The 20,868-nt window shown below is 37.2% G+C and carries 11 protein-coding genes; 7 read left to right on the top strand and 4 right to left on the bottom strand.

Annotation, left to right across the window (positions count from 1 at the left end; all coding sequences use genetic code 11):
* Nucleotides 1–8 precede the first annotated feature (8 nt).
* The 5 genes from FVB9532_RS08585 (at nucleotide 9) to rhaM (ending at nucleotide 7,760) form a co-directional block, all read left to right on the top strand.
* Nucleotides 9–1,496 (top strand): RagB/SusD family nutrient uptake outer membrane protein, encoded by a 1,488-nt coding sequence (locus FVB9532_RS08585; RefSeq protein WP_150544806.1) that lies wholly within the window; start codon nucleotides 9–11, stop codon nucleotides 1,494–1,496.
* A 264-nt stretch (nucleotides 1,497–1,760) separates the two neighbouring features.
* Complete coding sequence (locus FVB9532_RS08580; RefSeq protein ID WP_150544805.1) at nucleotides 1,761–3,170, top strand: pectate lyase family protein; 1,410 nt, start codon at nucleotides 1,761–1,763, stop codon at nucleotides 3,168–3,170.
* A gap of 133 nt (nucleotides 3,171–3,303) precedes the next feature.
* Entirely contained in the window at nucleotides 3,304–5,697 is a 2,394-nt protein-coding gene (locus tag FVB9532_RS08575; protein ID WP_150544804.1) for a glycoside hydrolase family 31 protein, read from the top strand.
* A gap of 229 nt (nucleotides 5,698–5,926) precedes the next feature.
* A complete protein-coding gene (locus FVB9532_RS08570) occupies nucleotides 5,927–7,327 on the top strand; it encodes a sulfatase-like hydrolase/transferase (RefSeq protein ID WP_150544803.1) in 1,401 nt (466 codons plus the stop codon).
* 118 nt (nucleotides 7,328–7,445) lie between these two features.
* A complete protein-coding gene (gene rhaM / locus FVB9532_RS08565) occupies nucleotides 7,446–7,760 on the top strand; it encodes an L-rhamnose mutarotase (protein ID WP_194716515.1) in 315 nt (104 codons plus the stop codon).
* Nucleotides 7,761–7,911: 151 nt separating this feature from the next.
* Here rhaM and FVB9532_RS08560 read toward each other — a convergent pair whose 3' ends face one another.
* The 4 genes from FVB9532_RS08560 to FVB9532_RS08545 form a co-directional block, all read right to left on the bottom strand.
* Nucleotides 7,912–9,429: a rhamnogalacturonan acetylesterase gene (locus FVB9532_RS08560; RefSeq protein WP_150544801.1), complete on the bottom strand. Its 1,518-nt coding sequence runs from the start codon at nucleotides 9,427–9,429 to the stop codon at nucleotides 7,912–7,914.
* Nucleotides 9,430–10,231: 802 nt separating this feature from the next.
* Nucleotides 10,232–13,003: a glycoside hydrolase family 2 TIM barrel-domain containing protein gene (locus tag FVB9532_RS08555; RefSeq protein WP_228482277.1), complete on the bottom strand. Its 2,772-nt coding sequence runs from the start codon at nucleotides 13,001–13,003 to the stop codon at nucleotides 10,232–10,234.
* Nucleotides 13,004–13,090: 87 nt separating this feature from the next.
* A complete protein-coding gene (locus FVB9532_RS08550) occupies nucleotides 13,091–14,353 on the bottom strand; it encodes a rhamnogalacturonan acetylesterase (RefSeq protein ID WP_150544799.1) in 1,263 nt (420 codons plus the stop codon).
* Between the two features lie 82 nt (nucleotides 14,354–14,435).
* The gene (locus FVB9532_RS08545; RefSeq protein ID WP_150544798.1) at nucleotides 14,436–15,482 is read right to left on the bottom strand and encodes a GntR family transcriptional regulator; all 1,047 of its coding nucleotides are present in this window, start codon (nucleotides 15,480–15,482) and stop codon (nucleotides 14,436–14,438) included.
* 1,000 nt (nucleotides 15,483–16,482) lie between these two features.
* On the opposite strand from FVB9532_RS08545, the gene FVB9532_RS08540 reads away from it, so the two are divergent.
* Nucleotides 16,483–17,046, top strand: coding sequence for a DUF4494 domain-containing protein (locus tag FVB9532_RS08540; protein ID WP_150544797.1), 564 nt, complete (start codon nucleotides 16,483–16,485; stop codon nucleotides 17,044–17,046).
* 98 nt (nucleotides 17,047–17,144) lie between these two features.
* Nucleotides 17,145–20,837 (top strand): two-component regulator propeller domain-containing protein, encoded by a 3,693-nt coding sequence (locus tag FVB9532_RS08535; RefSeq protein ID WP_150544796.1) that lies wholly within the window; start codon nucleotides 17,145–17,147, stop codon nucleotides 20,835–20,837.
* The last annotated feature ends 31 nt before the right edge of the window (nucleotides 20,838–20,868 follow it).

Below are 20,868 nucleotides of genomic sequence, written 5' to 3'. Positions count from 1 at the left end.
TAAAAGCAATGAAAAAAATATTATATATAGCTATATTTTCTTTCTTATTCATCTCTTGTGAAGATGATCTAGATCAGAAACCCATATCAGATATCGGAGCTAATAATTTCTATTCCAATACAGATGATTTTGAAAATGCAATTAATGGTACCTATAGTTCTTTAAGTATTTATCCCAATATGCAATTCTACCTTTCAGAAATGCGTTCAGATAATATGTATGGAGTAACAGCTACCGGAGTGAGGCCTTATGAGCAAATCAATAATTTCGATTTAAATTTAGCTACTAACGAACAAGTTAGTGATAATTGGGATAATGACTACAAGGGAATATTTAGAGCTAATACGGTATTAGAACGCTTGAATGCAGAAGCTGTTCCTGAAGAAGCAACTCGGAATAGAATGGAAGGAGAGGCTAAATTTTTAAGAGCATTTTTCTTTTTCGATTTAGTAAGATTTTATGGTAAAGTTCCTTTAATAGATCGTGCCTATACTCCAGAAGAAACCTTAGAAATAGGGAGGAGTCCGGTACCAGAGATTTACGATTTAATACTTGCCGATCTTCAGGACGCTATAGATTTACTTCCGGAAAATTATGATAATAATTTTAAAGGAAAAGCAACCTCTTGGTCTGCTAAAGCACTTTTAGGATTGGTTTATTTAACAAGATCAGGTCCAACTTATGGCATAGAAGGCCCTGGATTAGATAGTGGCGAATATGCAGAAGCACTTAGTTTGTTTAATGATATTATCAATAACGGTCCATTTGGTTTTGTAGATGATTACAGTGAAATTTTTTCTTACACTAATGAAGGTAATCCAGAAATAGTTTTTGACGTACAATACATGTCGGGCGGCCTAGGAGTAGGAGGAGAATATCAATCGCTTACTGTTCCCAATGGTTATTTAACAGTAAATAATGTAGGCTTTCCAAATGGAGAAGACCGTAAACAAGTTTCTACAGATCTTATAGAAGAATATCCCACAGAAGATGTTCGGGATGAGTTTAATATTTTAGAAGGTTACGAGGATGCAAATGGGAATTTCAATCCATCACCATTTTATGTAAAGTATATCGATTTAAATTATGCAGGTCAAGATCGTTTTGACTGGGGATTAAATTACCCGGTAATTCGTTACACCGATATTTTAATGATGAAAGCAGAAGCTATTTTAATGGGAGGAAGTGGTAGCCAAGCAGATGTAGTAACTTATGTAAATATGGTTCGTGACAGAGCTGGGCTAGCTCCGGTCTCATCGGTAGATATAGATGTACTGTTAGAAGAAAAAAGAAGAGAGTTTGCTTGTGAAAGTAAACGTTGGTTCGATTTAATTAGAACAGGAAAAGTAGTAGAAACCATTAATGATTGGATACCCGTAGAAGATATACAAGATCGAATGAATTTGATGGATGAAAATCAAATCATTTATCCCATACCATCCAATCAAATGACCGTGAAAGAAGGTTTATATCAACAAAATCCAGGGTATAACTAAAATAAGATTCCACTTTTAATTTTTTGAATTGTCCTATATCCTGTTTTCATAGAAGGCAGGATATTTTTTTAATGTATACCTCCCTAAGCCTTGAAAATAAATTCAAAAAATAGCAGGTGTTATAACATCGAAATTTATTTTAATTCAGTTGGCCAATATAAAGCAATACAACTTATAATTTATAAAAAGGAGTAAGGCAGTATGGTACAGGATAATAGAAAGTCCTTTTTAAAATAATTTTAGGAAAACCATAAAACTTTTTATATGAAAAATTTAGTGAACTTATTTTTATTGGCTTTACTTCTAAACTTAACAAGTTGCGCTATAGGCGACGATAATTACTCAGAGGGAGACTTCGATTGTGATCAAGCTCAAACCTTAGCGTTTCTCGGAGCAGAAGGCTTTGGTAAATATGCAAAAGGAGCTCGAAGTGCTGAAAACCCTGAAGTGTACATAGTCACCAATTTGAACGATAATGGCCCAGGCTCTTTTCGGGATGCAGTGAGTGAACCGGGTAGATTTGTGACTTTTGCGGTAACAGGGGTTATTCAACTTCAATCCCCGGTAGGAATATCAGAAAACCTTACCATTGCAGGGCAAACTGCTCCCGGAAAAGGGGTAGTGCTTTACGGTCAGAAAGTTTCTTTTACAGGAGCTAATAATAGCATTGCTAGGTATTTAAGAATTAGATTGGGAAGTAAAGGCGGATTGTCTAAAAACACCGATGCCTCTGGAATTGCAAGCGGAAAAAATATAATTTTAGATCATATGTCCATTTCTTGGGGATTAGATGAAGTATTTTCTATTAATTGGGATAAAAAAGGCTTTGAACCTGATAGCATTACCATTCAAAATTCAATTATTGCTCAAGGACTTCACCGTCACAACCATTCTGCAGGAGGTCTGATTCAATCAGAAAATGGACATATTAGTATCCTAAAATCAATCTATGCCAGCAATAAAACCAGAAACCCTAAAGTAAAAGGTAAAAACGAATATGTAAACAATGTCATTTATAATTATGGGAACAAAGATAACCCCAAAGGACATAGCGTTTCAGGAGCAGCCTATATTATGGGAGGATCAGCAATGATTTCAGAAGCAAACATTATTAATAATTATTTTATAGGTGGACCCCTAACATTAGATAGTGATACTACCCCGTTTTCGAGAGGTACCGATACTTTTTCATTATATGCGTCAGGAAATTATTTTGATAATAATAAAAATGGAATATTAGATGGTAACTTGGTAGAAAGTGATACGCTAGGTTATCCTGGAATTACAGATTTTAGAAGTGAACCATTCCCTTATCCAAGTTCATCCCCCAACTTCACCGCACAAGAATCTTACGAGTATGTTATAAGTCGGGCGGGAGCCAATTTTCCTGCTCAGGATGACGTTGATGAATTGATAATTACAGAATTAGAATCGAAAGGTACGCAAGGTTTATACGTATATACCGAAGACGATCTACCTTTTTCTAATAACGGACTGGGAAATTATGCTAATGCTGTTGCACCAAACGATACCGATAGTGATGGAATACCAGATCAATGGGAGATCAATCACGGTTTAAATAAGAATGATCCTACGGATGCTTTGGAGCAAAGTAGCATATGTAAAGATTATTTGAATATAGAAATTTATATAAATAGTATTGTTCATGAATAATATTTATATGGAATTAGCTCTGTACGCCTACCAGTTTTGGTAGGCTTTTTCTTTTTAAACAGTATAGAGCAGGATACATTCAGCACTTACAAAACCTATATTTACGAACACTAAAATTTTAAAATAATTAAGTTTGAAAAAATTAGGACTCACACTTTTTAGCTTACTCATTTCTTGTAGCTTTTTTGCCCAACAACTAGGGGATTTTCAAAAGTTGGAAAAGGAAAATAAGAATACATTTCAACTGAAAACTTCAGGAGCCGATGTAAAAGTTGAATTCTGTACGCCTTCCATCGTTCGTTTTAGAACTTCTTGGGATGGTGAGTTTAAGGAGAATGAACCCTATATGGTTGTTCATTACGATTGGGATCAAGTGCAAGTTCAGCAAAAAGAAACTCCCAATAAGCTAACTTTTCAAACCCATCAATTAAACGTTGAAATTCAAAAAAGCCCATTTCAAATTCTGATTTACGATAAGCAAGGAAATTTATTAACTGCCGATGCTGTTTCCGCTCAAGAAACTGTAGCAGCAACTTATGGAGCTACTAAAAAACTACAAGCCGATGAACACTTCTTTGGATTTGGAGAACGGATGGATGTACTCGATCGCCGTGGCAAAGAAGTGACTTTAAATGTAGGTCGTGGACTGGGAAAACCTCATATTATCGGTGCTTACAACGTGTTAGAAGCCAATTATGCCCCGGTTCCTTTTTTTATGAGTACCAAAGGCTACGGAATTTTTTACCATACCGCTTATCCTTCCACTTGGGATATGGGAAAATCAAATCCAGAAACCTATAGCTTTTCTTCAGAAGATAGCGAATTAGATTATTATTTTATCTACGGTCCAAACCTGCCAAAAATATTAGATGGCTATACTTCCATTACCGGTAAATCGCCCATGCTCCCTAAATTTGCCATGGGATTGCATGTAGGGACTTATAGCGGTGGAACTTGGGGGCACGAAGAAGAAACTTCAGCCAATTACCCCGTTGCTTTAGTTGAAAAATTCAGAAAATATCAAATCCCTGTCGATGTACTGCATTTAGATTCTACCTGGAGAATGTTTGGGGAAAATGGAGGAAGTGGGGCTACCACGTTCGAGTGGCGGGAAACTTTTCAGAATACCGAAAAAATGTTTGATAGTTTATATGCACTTAATTTAAATGCCGTTGGTTTACATGTGCGTCCGCGTTTTGATAATGGAAAAAAACTACGCTTGTTAGATGAGGCTAGAGAAGCTGGTTACGTATATCCCGAGCCAAATAATTCAGGTGAATTTGTCAACTTTTTTGATGAAGATGCTGTAGATTGGTGGTGGGAAAACGGAGCCATGCGCGTAGCAGAACAAGGAGCCATGTTCTTTAAAACCGATGAAGGAAGTGCGTTTGGTAGAAAAGCCAACGAAAGCAACAAAACCGGGCCACAAGGTCAAGAAATTAAATCCTTGCATAATTTATTCCCGGTAGCTTATGCCAAAGCACCTTATGAAAAATACCAAGCCTATAATAAAATGCGTGGGATGAACCACACACGGGAAGGCTATGCCGGTATTCAGCGCTATCCCTTTATTTGGGCAGGAGACTGGCCAAGCGAATGGCAGTATTTTGAACCGGTTATTAAAGCCGGACTAAATATAGGAATGTCCGGAGTAGGCTATTGGAGTCACAACATGGGAGGTTTCGAGCACGTAGCAGACCCGGAATTGTATATTAGATGGTGCCAATTTGGATTTTTTAGTCCAATTGCTCACTTGTTCGGGATGGAGCATCCCAACTATAAAGAACCGTGGAATTACGGAGAAGAAGCCCAACGTATTTTTAAACAATACGACGATTTACGCTACAGTTTAATCCCCTACATATATAGCACCGCTTATGAAAACCACACCACAGGAATGCCATTAATGCGTGCCTTGGTCATAGCATATCAAGACGATCCGAATGTTTATGAAATTACCGACCAATATCTATTTGGGGATAGTATGTTGATTTGTCCCGTAATCACCAAAGGAGCCAAAACCCGAACTGTTTATTTACCCGAAGGGAATTGGACCAATTACTGGACAGGTGAACAATTTGAAGGCAAACAATATTTAAATGTGCTCTGCCCGATTGAAGAAATGCCAATTTTTATAAAAGGAGGCGCTATCATTCCTACGCAGGAAGTAGTTCAATACGTAGGCGAAAAAGATATAGAAACGATTACGTTAGATATTTATCCCGATGGGAAATCTTCCTTTACGATGTACGATGACGATGGAAAGAGTCTTGATTATCAAAAAGGAAAATATGCGTTAACGACGATTGAAGTTAATGATGAAAATGATAAGGTTGAAGTAACAATTCAACCTGCTGAGGGGAATTATAAATTAGGCGATAGAACTTATCAAATTCGTTTACACGGAAGTTATTCTACAGCTAAATCAAATGGTAAATCTTTAGAAATTCAGCAAAAAGAAAATGTTTCGACGGTAAGTATTTTAAGCAATTCTAAAAAGAAGAATAGCATTAGTTTTTCTAAATAATCTTGAAGGTTACATCGAGTGATTGTAACGAAATGCTAGCGGAAACAAAACTCTTTGAGAACTCTAGATTGAACAACTTAGAAGATCAAAGAAGAGCGTCGCTGAACTTGATTCGGCATCTCTTCCTAGCTATCAAAGATAATGTGATCCCTAACCAAGTTCGGGATGAGGCAATCAGCGGAAATATTACTAATAACAGATTTTTAAAAATTAAATCATAAACTTAAAGATGATCTACCAAAGAAAAGATCTTCAGCTTAGTGTTTTACTTTTAAGTAGTTTAATAATTACCTGCTTTTCCTGTAAAAATGAAAAGAAAACTTCCGAAGTGAATCAAGAGGCTTCAAAAGCTTCATTCACCGAAAAGCCTAATTTTCTAATCATCATTGCCGATGATGCCGGGTGGAACGATATGAGTTTCCATGGTTCTGAAATACAAACGCCTCACCTAGATCAATTAGCGCAAAACGGAATACAATTAGAACGTTTTTACGTGAATCCCACCTGTTCCCCTTCTCGTGCGAGTTTACTCACAGGAATGCCCGCCAGTAGAATAGGAATTGTCGCGCCCATCAGTGGACGAAGTGAAAAGACCTTGCCCGATACTATCGTAACCCTGCCACAGGCTTTAAAAAAAGCCAATTATCAAACCGCTTTGATGGGAAAATGGCATTTGGGGTTAAGCACGGAGAGTGGTCCTGAAGCCTATGGGTTCGATTATTCTTACGGATTTTTACACGGACAAATCGATCAATACTCACATCATTATAAAAACGGTGATCCCAGTTGGCACCGACAAGGAAAATTAATTGAGGAAGAAGGTCATGCCACCGATTTAATTACCCAAGAAGCCATAAAATGGTTAGAAAAACAAAAAGGCACCCATCCGTTCTTTTTACAATTGGCGTATAGTGCCCCTCATGTTCCGTTGCAAGAACCGGAGAAGTGGAAAGAGAAATACAATTTTATTAAAAACAAATCTAGGCGTGATTATGCTGCGGCTATGGCACATCTGGACGATGCGATTGGTCAAGTGCTCAATCGTTTAGACAGTTTAGGATTACGAAAAAACACCATCGTGTTATTTATGAGCGACAATGGTGCGCAAGAAAATTGGAATCCCACAACGCAATATGAAGGTAAATATGGCCCAAACGATCAGTTGGGAAGCAATCAACCCTTACGGGATTATAAAACCAGTAACTATGAAGGCGCTATTCGGGTACCGGCAATTCTCTCGTGGAATGGTATTGCTGAAGCGGAGAAAGATAAAAATTATTTAAGTGTAATAGATGTCATGCCTACATTCTTGGAATTGGCTAAAGTTCAAGTCCCTGAACAAGTGGAAGGCAACAGCTTTACTTCTGTAGTAAAAGAAAAAAGCAGTGAGCATCATGAGATTTACGTTCGTGGTCATAAACAGGAAAGTTTCATTCAAAAACCTTGGAAATTGGTAAGGACACGTCATCTCAATAGTGCTACCGAATTTGAATTATATAATATAGAACAAGACCCTTCCGAAGAAAAGGAAGTTATTGATAAATATCCGGTAATTGCCAAAAAAATGAAGCAAGCACTCGAAGAACAATTCAGCAAAGATGCGAACGAAGTAAATGTACCCTTGCAATAAAATTCTATTTCTCCAGCAAGGTTTTCAAAACCTTGTAGGTATTCTAATTACCAGTAAATTGTTACACTGAGCTTATCCAAGTGTTAGTTTAATAGCTTTCCATTAATCAAATATCAAAATGAAAACAGTAGCCTTTAAAATGAAACTAAAACCCGGAACGGAAGCTGAATATAAAAAGCGTCATGATGAAATCTGGCCTGAATTAAAAAGCTTGCTAAAAGAAAGTGGCATTTCTAATTATCATATTTTTTTAGAGGAAGAAAGTCTAAGTCTTTTTGCCGTTCAACAACTAAATTCCAATTCTACAGAAGCTACCTTACCCCAACATCCCCTTATGAAAAAATGGTGGACGTATATGGCCGATTTAATGGAAACGAATGAAGATCATTCTCCTGTCGTTATTCCATTAAAAGAAGTCTTTTACATGGAATAGAACTGCCATATTCCAGACCTGCCTGCCGGCAAAGCAAGCTTGATCTGAAATCTACTCCAGTAAATATTGACTAGATATCTATTTCGCTGTAGCGCAAAAAAAGGATAAAGTTCCTTTTTATCTTTGCATTGTTATTTTCAACTCTATGAGTTTATTTTTTCTCCTCTTCCGGCAGGTAAATATAATCGCGGATGTAAGTATTTCTTAGCTGTTCAAGACTTTCCGCTACGGTTAAAGCGTTGATTTCAGCTCCTTCTTTATTGGTGTGTGTATGATCTTTAGGGAAGAGGTTTTTCACTTTCTCTTTGCCTAGTTCTTCATACTTCACCGCAATAGAATCGTTTAAATCCACAAAAATAGCATCGGTTTCTTTTGCTGCTTGCTTGGCTAATCCGGCGTAATCCTTATCGTTGCGTTCCACCTTATTCCCGTGCCAGATGTTTCTGGGAACCATACTCAACACGATAGGAGTAGCGCCTTTTTCACGGGTTTCCTCGATGTATTTTTTCATATACCAACCATAAGTATGCACCACTTCGGTGCTATCGTTTCCAAAATCGACCACCTGAGTTTCATCACCCATTCCGCGAATAGAACCCCGATATTTAGGCTGGTCGATATGTCCGCCGTCATTATGGCCGAATTGCATGATTACAAAATCACCTTCGCTGAGTGAGTCTTTCACTGCATCCCATAAACCTTCAGCTCGAAAAGTACGGCTGCTTCGGCCACCTCTAGCTTTATTATGAATCCGAACCCGTGTTGTGTCAAAATATTTTTCAAAAACTACGCCCCAGCCCGTAATACTATCGTTGCCATTGTTGGCTACCGTAGAATCACCAATTAAAAAAATATCTTTTTTCTCCGGTAAATGCGTTGTTGGCTCGTCAAGTAAATAGTTTTTTAAATCATTGTCACTTTCTGCTAAACCTTCAGCGATTAAGCTTGCCGAAAGCACAGCACCACGCGCAGAAGTATGCGTATGATCGCGTTTGTAAAAATACGTTCCGGTTACTTTTTCTTCTCCTATAGGATTCAAAGCATTCACCATTTTTTCATTCAGATCGATGAAAGTAACTCCTTCTTCTTCGGCTACCTGTTTTGCCCAGCCGCCATAGGAATCATCGTTTCTGGAGAGTTTTCCATCCGTCCAATCGTTACGTGGAATAGGCGACATCACTATCGGGATAGCGCCTTTTTCTTTCGTATCTTTAATTACTTTTCGTAAATACCAACCATATGAGTGTACAATTTCGTGCTCGCCTGTAAGCATATTATCAATCTCTTCGCTTTCGTTGCCAATCCCTTTAATTGTACCGCGTGCCCGAAAATCATCATTAATAGGCCCATTATCATTATGCCCAAATTGTAGTAACACAAAATCACCTTTTTTCAAGCTATCTTTTACCGGTTCCCACAAACCTTTGCTTTGGAAAGTTCGGCTACTCGTACCCCCCAGTGCGTGATTCTGGATATGGACTTTGGTCGTGTCCAGCAACTGATCCATATAATCGCCCCAGCCCCAAAGTCCGCCATCACCTTTGCCGCTGCCATTTTTCACGGTAGAATCACCGATAATGTACACCGTAGGCTTTTCAGTTGGTTGTTGATCACAGCTAATGAGGCTGATAAAGAGTACTAAGGCTGTAAATAATTTGATCGTTTTCATTTTTTTAGTTACTGTTTTTTGGGCGCATCCTTTTTGGGTCGGGCTTTCTGTTTCAATTCCGTTTGCTTCCTACAGTCGCAATCTGTCCCTGCCTGCCGACAGGCAGGATTTCCACTTCAATCCCTTGCGCGGTTATTTTTTAGAATTTAGATTGCTTCGCTTTAGAGCTTAGAATCTAAATCCATTTATTTTTTCGTCATTCCGTTTATGTCTTCTTGTTTCCAGAATAAAGACTCCCTCGTCTATTGTCTATTTTCTCAATTCTTGTCAGGTCGAGTGAATTTCAATCACTATTGAAATTTGTATCGAGACCTCGTTTCCAATTACTTCTCGATACAATTTTATTTTCGCTATCGCTGCAATAAAATCACTCGAAGTGACGCTTCTTGTTTCTTGTTCATTCTCTATTTTCTAACTTCCCTACTTTTTTTCATTCCACTCTGGCTTCGATACGATTGCTCCTTAGTCGCAATCACTCAGCTGCCGCTAACTTCTCATCATATTCTCAAGATGATGAGATCCCGGATCAAGCCCGCCTGCCGAAAGGGCTGGCCCGGAATGACGCTTGTCTTGGCTATTGTTTCCTGTTTCTTGTTTCTATAATCTTTAGTCTATATTCTAAAATCTCATTCCGCACTACTTCTCGATACAATTTTATTTCCGCTATCGCTGCAATAAAATCATTCGAAGTGACCGTTGTTTTTGAGATTTATATTCTATTTTCTAAATTCAACCTTCAATTACCGCTTTGGCTTCGATACGATTGCTTCTTTGTCGCAATCACTCAGCCGCCGCTAACTTCTCAATTCTTCCCAAAATCCCTAAAATCAAACCACAACTTCATCGAAATTCCATCATCACCATTTTTAATTCTTATGTTGGTGGGCTGACTACTGGGGCCTTGTTGTGATAATGGTTTAAAAGAGTGCATTGCTGGGATTTCATACATAAACGAAATATTTCCTTCCGGAAAATCGGGATGTGCTTTGGCGTTAGAAATTGTGTTTTTAGGCTCATCAGGAGTAAATAAGCGTAAGAATAACTCATCAGATTCGCTAAAAACCCGAAAGCTTTTATCTTTCGCCTTTAGTTTTCCGGCGATGAAATTTGCGTGATAACCTTTAAATTCAGGATAAATTAAATTTTCAAAGCTTTCCCCAGTAATGGTATTGTTATAGTCTTTATCCCAAACATTGTATTCTACGCCGTCCAGTCGGTTTTTCCAAACCCGGTACGGACCTTTTCCAAACCATTTAAAACCTTCTACGATCTCTTCAGGAAAATCAAAGGTGAGTCCGAATTTATCAATTTCTCCCTGATAAAACGCACCGTCAAAACCACTATTGCGTCCTGAATTTTTTAGCATAATCGCTTCTAGATGTATTCTTCCGTCGTTAGTAATGGTCCATTTGATGGTATGTATTCCTCCATTATAGAATACGACTGCTTCCGCATTTTCTTTGTTAATTTCCACTTTTTTTACTTCAGCCTTCATTCCGATAGGGCGAGGGCCATTTATAAAAGGAAGTTCAGCTTTCGCATTGCTAATCTTGGTGATTTCCCCGGTAGTTTTATCTAGCGTGAGACTAACTTCACCACCTTTTAAAATTACCGAATTTCCATTTTCGGTAACGCTGGCTTTAGTTCCTTTTTCTTTCAGCATCAATTTGTCAGTAAGTGCATCGGCATGATGAATTTTCCAAGTCCATGTATAAATTTCCCTTCCGTGTTTATCGGTAGCGGTAATTTCAACCCAATCGCCTTTAAAGAAATTCTCTTTTACCGGCATTTTTAATTGACGTGTTTCTCCCGGTTGAATGTCGGGAACTTCAAAATCACCTTCATAAACCGTTTCTACTTCCGGATTAGCATACAAGAAATTTTTAGGAGCTTGTTGCACTTTATAGGAGATTTGGCATTCATTTAGATTGGTAAATAAATAAGTGTTTTCTACGAAGAAAGTGCCATCAAAAGTTTCTGTAATTTGTAGAGGTTGAAACTGTAGTGGTGCCCAAACTTCTTTTAGGGTATAGAAACTTCCTTCTTTTTCTCGATGAGGTCCTAAAGCGCCATCGGGCGCTAAATTTCCTTTGGAATCATATTTTTGTTCACCGGTCCAATCGGTTCTTAATACAGCTTCGTCGCTAAATACCCAAAGAAAGCTTCCGGCAAAAAGCGGACTTTCGCTGTAGTGTTCCCAAAAATCCCGTAATCCGGCTCCAATTCCATTATCATAAGTTCCGTGCATTGTTTCCGTAGGGAAAAATACATTTTCTCCGCTGCCAAAACGATGAACTCCGGTTTGAAAAGTAGGGTAGTGGTGTGTATCCCAACCGTTGAAATCGGCCCAAGGATGAATGACGATTCGGTTTTGAGGATCGTATTTTGCAAAATCATCATCCAGTTCATCATTCCATCCGCCTTCGTTACCTTGATCCCAGATAATGACGGAAGGATGATTCACATCACGCTCTACCATTCCTTTAATCAGTTTTCTTCCGGTTTCGGTGTCGTAGCCATTTTGCCAGCCCGCTAATTCATCCAGTACAAAAAGTCCCAGTGAATCACAGGCTTCCAAAAAATGAGTATCTGGTGGATAATGAACACGCACGGCATTCATATTCATATCTTTGATGAGGTTGGCGTCCATCACGCTAATGCGTTTACTGGTGCTTCGCCCAGATTCCGGCCAAAAGGTATGGCGGTTGATGCCTTTCATTTTAATTTTAGTGCCGTTCACGTAAATTCCGTCCCGCTTCCTGAAATCTAAGCTTCTAAATCCGATTCGTTTGTTTACGGAATGCAGCACTTTTCCATTTTTCTTTAGATCGAATTGCACCCAATACAAGTTGGGATCTTCGGGGCTCCAAGGTTTGATATTTTTAAATTGAACCGAAACTCGTTGTTTTTCAGCTTTGTGATCGAGTTTTTCGGTGAAGCTTTTGAACCTGGAAGTTGATTGACCATCGGGAGTCAAAGTAATTTCAACTTCTGTGTTTTTAGGAAGGTTTTCCAGTTCTAGATCGGCATTTAAGCTTCCGTCAGCTTTGGCATCGATAGCTACGTGTTGGATGTGGGTTTCCGGTAAAATATCCAACCAAACGGGGCGATAAATTCCACCAAACAACCACCAATCGGTATAACGTTCGGCGCGATTGACGTTATGGTTTTCAGAATGCTTCCATACGTGTACTTCGAGCAGATTTTTTTTATCGTAGTTGATTAAATCTGAAATATCATAACTGAATTCATAAAAGCCACCCTGATGTTTTTCGCCGGCCAGTTTCCCATTGATTTTTACTTCAGTATCCGTCATCGCACCCCCGAAATTGATGATGACCTGCTGATGTTCATATTCCTGAGGAACTTCAAATTCATACTTGTAAAAACCTTCTTCTTTGCTGGGTTCTTCCTGATTCAATTCTTTGTACCAACGCCCGTAGGTGTAGGTTCCAAAACCTTCGGTTTCCCATTGTGAGGGAACACCGATCTTAGCCCATTCGTCGGCATTTTGACCGTCGGTTACTTTAAAATCCCATTCTTTTTGATGTTCAAAATCGGGACCGGAGAGCATTATTTTTTGTGTTTCCTGAGCGGATAAATTCCGAAGAAAAAAGGCACAGAAGAGAAAGGGTATAAGTTTTAGTTTGATCATTGTTGTTTAATTTCCGTAAGGTTTTATACTTTCAAAACGCGGACTTATTGGGATTGTCCAATTTGAAATGGAGTTAGGTTTTGTGGGGTTGTAGGTGGGAATATTCGGTTTAAAATAGTGTTGTAGTGATACACCTTTATCTTTAATTTCTTGAACAAATGCCAGGCAAATCTCATTAGCGCCAAAGCTGTTAAAATGCGTATTGTCTTCCAGTTTTTCGGTTTGTCCCGGGAAGGTATTGGCAGGATATTGTACCAATGCTTTTCGGGAAATTTCTTCGCCCCAACTTTCGTACATTTTAGTGGTGATTTTGGTGATATCGATTAGTGGAACTTCCATTTTATCTGCAACTTTTCGCATTGCATCGGGAAAATCACCGTGCGTTGGCTGTAGTTTTCCATCTTTAAATGCTCTTCGTTGGGTAGGCGTTGCCAAAATAGGAATCGCTCCTTTGGCTCGTGCCGCTTCAATATATTGGGTTAAGAGGTCGGTGTAAAGTCCGTAAGCACCATTACCTTCACCTTTAATCTTTTCATCATTATGCCCAAATTCAATAATGAGGTAATCGTCTTTTTTCAGCAAAGACAAGATCTTGTCTAAGCGTTTTCGAGCTTTAAACGAAGACAAGGAAGCTCCGGAAGCTGCATAATTAGCGACTACGGAATTTTGATTTACATACAGCGGTAAAAATTGTCCCCAGGAAGCCCAAGGTTCTAAATCCTGATTGGTGACCGTGGAATCTCCTGCTAAAAATAGGGTCGTAAGATCATCAACCGGAGTAATCGTTATTTTCTGAACAGCGGGATGCCCCAAAAATTCTAAGGTCAATTTGTAATCCCAATCCAGATCATCTAATTCTCGCGGTTTTAGATTGACTTTTGCTGAAGTATTTCCAATTTCTTGATGATGTAAATGCACGTTAAAGCGGAAGGTTTTTGCTTGATACGCTCCAACTTTTTCCTGTGCCAGCATTAATCTTCTAGATTCTGCTTTGATGGTGGTTTCTGATGGATTTTTGTCACCTAAAACGACATTGATTTTATAATTTCCTTCGGGAAGTTTTACCGAGAAATAGACGGAAGTGTCGGCTACAAAACCTTGCTTTTCAAAGTGAAGCTGAGAACCTGAATTAAAATCGAAACCATAGCCGGAATTTTCAGAAAATTCAATTGGTGTTGAAATTTTTTCGCTTTTCCCGAATTCGAATACCTTCTTTTGAGAAAAAGAGAGTACCGAAAATAAGAATATAGGTAAAAGAAAAAACTTCATATCATTTAATAGCTAGCTATTTTTAAGCTACTAAAATTATAAAGTAGGTACTTAATAAGTATCCTGTACTGTGATGATTCTTCTAAAGTGAATTACGTTCAATATACTTAAAAACGTTCTTGACCTTTTCTTTCTTATTTTTTAAAACCATATACGCAGCAGATTCTCCCATGGCTTTAAAGTCGGTACTGATAACGGTGATTCCCAAAAGTTCTTTCAGTGGGGTTTCGTTATAAGAAATAATACCGATGTCTTTTCCTAATGCTAATTTTTTAGCGCGTACTTGCCGTACTAAATTGACCAGGTCCCGTTCCTGAATAGTCACATACACATCTTTGCTTTGCAGTTCCATATCATCATAGATCTCATCTAGCACTTCAAAATCAAAGTCATTCTCTATACAAAATTGCTTGAACCCGTGGAGGATTCGACGTGGATAAGGATTCACCGATTTTCTAGGATAGACTAAAATAATCTTATCGTATTTTCTTATTTTTTCGAGACCTTCTTTTAAGGCATTGTAAATATCTTTTTGAAAATCTTGATATATAGAGCCATAATCCCCTTTAATATTGGGTTTGGTATTATCCAGAATAATGAGTTGGTCTTTCGGGATTTGCTCAAGTAGTGATAGTACCTCGTCGGTAAAACTCACGTGGTTGGAGTTTTCATCCCGAAAATGAGGCATAATCACATAATAATCATAAGCTCCTAAATTTCTTTCTAACGAACGTTTAAATAGGGTTTGGTCACAGTGATAAATAAATAAATTCACGTGCCCATTGACGCCCATCGTATTTACAAAAGAATTATAAATCATCATTTTATAAGTACTGGGTTTATTCACCAAGAAGAAAACATTCACTTTAGAAATTAAATCGGTTTTGGCGGTGTAGTAGCCTTTGCCTTTTACCGAAATAATGATTTTTCTCTCTTTTAAAAGTTTATAAGCTTTTTCAACCGTATCCCTGGAAAGCAATAGAAATTCACTTAATTCATTAATCGAAGGTATTTTTTCACCTACCTGAATTTTCCCCTTAGAAATATCGGCAATTATAGAGTCAACAATCTGTTTATACTTAGGAACACGGGATTGCTCGTTAATTTGGATATTTAGGGTTTGTAGCATTTCTAGGGGTATTTTTATAAAATTAATAAATCATTTACATGATTCGCAGTAAAAGTACTTAAATAATATAATTTAGTGGAGAGTAGTTTTACAAAATCTTTAACAAGCTCTATGGAAGTTGAACTCGAACTTGAAAATACTATCTATTGTATACTGAATAATGTATAATGTATACTGAACGCTGAACGCTGAATTGTATACTGAATATTGAATAATGTATATTGTCAACTGAACTCGATAAAATTTTTCCTCGCTATTGCTTTTGTAAAATCACTCCAAATGACATTTTCAACAATCTGCTTCTTGTTTTCTTTGTCTAGCTTACAGAATACAGAATACAGAATACTTAATGCTGAACGCTGAACGCTGAATGATGAATGCTAAATGCTGAATTGTATACTGAATATTGAATAATGTATATTGTCAACTGAACTCGATAAAATTTTTCCTCGCTATTGCTTTTGTAAAATCACTCCAAATGACATTTTCAACAATCTGCTTCTTGTTTTCTTTGTCTAGCTTACAGAATACAGAATACAGAATACAGAATACAGAATACAGAATACTTAATGCTGAATGCTGAATTGTATACTGAATATTGAATAATGTATATTGTCAACTGAACTTGATAAAATTTTTCCTCGCTATTGCTTTTGTAAAATCACTCGAAATGACATTTTCAACAATCTGCTTCTTGTTTTCTTTGTCTAGCTTACAGAATACTGAATACTGAATACAGAATACTTAATGCTTAATGCTGAATGCTAACTGAACTTGATACAATTTTACCCTCGCTATCGCTTTTATAAAATTACTTCCTGTTTCTTTTTAATTATCATTTCAATCGGTTCAAGGGGAGTTATAAATTTTATGTTCTGTTTAACCCGCTTAGTCTTAGAAAATTAAAGAATCAGCTTTCCGATTGTGGATATCTATTGCTTTTGCGCTCTTGTGGGGAAGGATTGAAACTTTATTTTTGGCGCTTTAAAAAATAAAAGATATGAGTGCTACTTGGTATGAATGTAAAGTAAAATATAGAAAAACCGATGAGGCTTCCGGAGCCCGAAAAGTAAAGACCGAACCTTTTTTGGTTGATGCGATTTCCTACACCGAAGCCGAAAAACGTATTACCGAAGAAATGTCGGTTTACCTCAGTGAAGGAGAAGAGCTTTTGATTACCAATATCAAGGTGGCCAATTATGCCGAGATTCATCCTTTTGAATTGGCCGACCGATGGTTCAAAGCAAAAGTGTCGCTTATTGCCTATGATCAAGAAAGCGGTAAAGAGCGGAAAACCAATCAATACCTATTGGTACAGGCCAATGACGTTAAAGAAGCTTTTGAAAATACCACCCATGTGATGCGGGATACGATGGGCGAATATAGTATTCCGGCTATTTCCGAATCTCCGATTATGGATGTATTTCCATATTTCACCGGCGAAGAAGAAGATATGGAGCGAGCAGAAGAATTTATTCGTTTAAAAGATTCTGTTCCTTTTCAGCAGAAGGAAGACGAAGCCTTGGCTAATGAAGATGCTTTGGTAGCTAATGAGACAGCATAGATGTTTTTATAATTTAGCAATGTTTCATAACACAAAAGCTAAGTTTGTTAATGTTGAGGTAACTTCTAAATAGAGCTAGATGTTAATTTCGTGGGTTGATGAAAACCCCACCAAAACATACTAGTGTTCTTTTCATTTTGTTGTTGGGTCAATTGGTTTTGGCTCAACAATTAAAGTTTAAATCTTTTACTACAAAAGAAGGACTTTCCAATAACTCTGTAAAAGATATGGTAAGCGACAAATACGGTCGCTTATGGATCGCCACTTGGGATGGTCTTAATGTTTATGACGGGAATACCATTAAAGTTTATAAGCATGAAGTGCAAGACTCTACCAGTCTTTCCGGAAATATAATTTCTGCTCTTATAAAAGATCACCACAATACCATTTGGGTACTTACCGATAATAAAAGTATAGCTCGTTATTTAGGAGATGATAAATTTCAGCAATTTCATTTTCAGCAGCAACCCCAAGCCCTAGCTTTAACGAATACAGGAGAGATAGCTGTAAGCATAGCTCAAAAATGGTTTAGCTTTAACGAAGGTGAGTTTTTAGCAATCGACAAAGAACGTGTTGTAATTACTAATGAGTTAGAGGTATTAAAAAGCTTTTTGCTACAAAATTATCCACAGCTTATTATCAATGATGTTTTAAAGGATAATGCAGGTAATATTTGGTATGCTACCCGCCGCAACGGTTTATACATTATTCCTAATACGCCGCAAAATGTTCATAATGAAATTATTGAGCATTATACCCATGATGTCTATTCACCTTATAGTTTTACCAGTAATGAAATCGAAAAAATTTACCAAGACGAGTTTGGCAATATTTGGTTAGCGCACAAAGATGGCGGTATAAGTATGGCCTATACAGGTTCAGAGCAGATTACTACCATTATTCCGCACCCGGTAAAATTCCCCCATTTACCTAACGAAACCATTCGGGCGATCACCAAAGACAATAAAAGCAATATTTGGTTAGGCTACTATACCAAAGGAATTTTTTACTATAGCGAAGCAACGCAATGTTTTTTACCTTTTGAGATTGAAGAGGCCAATGAATACCCCGATTGGAATCGTATTAGAAGCATGTATACCGATAGTAAGGGAACCCTTTGGGTAGGAACTTATAATGGACTTATAAAAATTACCGGGAACGATTACCAACTTATTAATGCCGAAAAAACTCCTAATTTTCCTAATAATAGAAATTATGCCTTTGCCGAAGATCATTCAACCTTATGGATTGCGTGCTGGGGAGGTCTTGGCAAGTTAAATTTAACTTCGAATGCCTTTGAGCGTTTTGAGCACCAAGACAAATTGAACAATTATCATATTAGGCACGTAATTAAGCATAAAGATACGCTGGTTTTAGCTACTGAAGAACAAGGCGTTCTTTTTTTTACAGAAAAGCAAGGGATTTTAAAACAACTTACCCTCGCAAACGGTATTTCAGGAAACAGTATCTATAAACTTTATTTTGATAAACAAACCGGTAATTATTGGATTGCCACTTTAGGAGGGGTTAGTGTGTATCATCCTCAAAAAGGAGTGATAAAAAACCTAACCGAAGAAGATGGTTTGCCCAGTCATATGGTGTATGGGCTTCTAGAAAACAACAAAAAAATTTGGATAAGTACCACCAAAGGGATTGCCACCGTCAATAAAGAAAATTACTTGGTAAACAAGTTGCCTAAAGATCAAGGTTGGCAAGGAGAAGAATTCTCTGAAGGTGCTGTTTACCAAGATGTAAAAGGGATGTTGTTTTTTGGAGGGATTAGCGGACTTAGTTACTTACAGCCCGATGCGTATCAATATAAAATGCAAAAACCTAAATTGCATGTTACCGTAGACGGTAAAGAATCTTTCTCTAAACACATCTCAAAATCTTTTCAAGATAACACCTTTACCGTGTCGATTACGCCAGTTCATTTTTCAGGAGTAACCCCTAAAATAGAATACCGCTTAAAAGGTTTGGAAGATCACTGGTCAGCCTATCAAGGTCAGAAAATCATGTATAAAAATTTAGCTGCCGGAAATTATACACTTCTTACCAAGATGGGTAGTGAAAATGGAGAGGTTAATGAGCTATTACAGGTAGAAATTAAAGCTCCATTTTACAAAACCACGGTGTTTTATTTTATCGCTATTGTTTTAGTTTTTTCAATTATTGCAATGCTGATGATCCGTAAACAGATAAGGTCAAAACAAATTCAAGCGCAGATGGAAGCAAAAATAAAGGAGCGTACTGCGGTGATTGAGACTCAAAAATTAGCTTTACTTGAAGCCAATCAAGCTATGGAAGAGCGAAACCAACAATTAAATGCCCAAAAAGAAGAGGTCTTAGCCTTGCATCATCAATTAAAAAATAGTGACTTTGAGGTCGATAAGTTTAAAACCTTTGTACTAAATAGTTTTAAGCCAAAACTATCGGGCTTGTTAACCCATGTAGGTGAATTGCCACCATCTTCCCAAAAACAACTTATTAATGAAGCCTTGATCAAATTAGTAAATAAAATCTCAGAATGGGATTACCTAGATCAGGTTTCAGAATTGGGAGAAGTAATCTCTTCCCAAATTCATTTTAAAACGCTTATCACAAAAATATATGAGCAATTACAAAATCAAAGTATCGTTTGTCAATTAACCTTAAGTTTCGATATTCTTACCGAATCAGATTTAATTGCGGTGGATGTTCTTCGAATAAAGTTGCTTTTTCAATATTTAAGCAACGAATTAATAAAATATGTAGAGGCAAATGCTTCCTTAACGATTTCTGCCTGTTTAGAAACTCAAGAAATTAAACTTAGTGTGAGTAGTTCTTCTTCATTATTAAAAAATCAATGGGAAAATATTACTCAATACAGTCCTTATTATAAGGCTGCACATACGTTAATGAAAGACTTAGGAGGAAAAATCGTTAATAATGAATCTGCATTTCAATTCACGATTCATCTTCCAGTGGTGAATGTAAAAGAAGTAGCAAAGCGTTCTGGGGTAGTACAATTGAAGCATTTAGAAAATAAAGAAGTAAAACACCAAGCTTCTATCTTGGTATTTTGTGAAGAAGAAGAAATGCAACCTGTAAATTACCTGTTACAAGGAATGCCGGAACAGCTTGTCTTTGAACACGAGGTGAAAGCCTTAGCTTCGGCCGTACAACAAATAAACGTAAAGGCGCTGGTGATTTACAATGCCAGACTAAGTTCAGAATTTGTGCAAGTCATTACTCAGACGGGTATAAAACATTTGCCTAGCGTTTATATTGCAGAACAAATAGACCTTCATATTGAAGAACTAGTTTTAGATTATGGAGTAAATAGTGTGATTTATTTGCCTATTCATAAAAATTTTCTGCAGAAAAAAATCTCCTTTCTTATTTCGCAGCAACCTCAAAAAGCCTCAAATGAGGTGATAGATTTTTTAGCTTCTGCCACACAATCGAAGAGTTTAATTAATCCTCATCAAAAGTTAGTAAAACAAGCCTTAGAAATCATAAGACAAGAAATAAGTAACCCTGATTTTAATGTAGATAAGCTTATTTCTACTTTAGAAATTTCACGTACTAAATGTTACCGCGTTTTTAAAGAGGTGCTCCAACAATCCCCTTCAGATGTCATTATTAATTTACGGCTCCAAAAGGCGAAAGAATTATTAGTTCAAGGCAGTTTAAATATTTCTGAAATTAGTTTTGAATGTGGTTTTAAAGATCCTAAATACTTCTCTAGAATGTTTAAAAAGCATTATGGGTCTAGTCCTAAAAGCTACAAAATGAAGCAAAATAAATAGGCATCATGTTAACACGGGAATAGCTTAGTGT

This window comes from Mesonia oceanica, from assembly GCF_902499555.1.
Taxonomy (GTDB): Bacteria; Bacteroidota; Bacteroidia; order Flavobacteriales; family Flavobacteriaceae; genus Mesonia; species Mesonia oceanica.
This window is presented reverse-complemented; position numbering and strand designations above follow the sequence as displayed.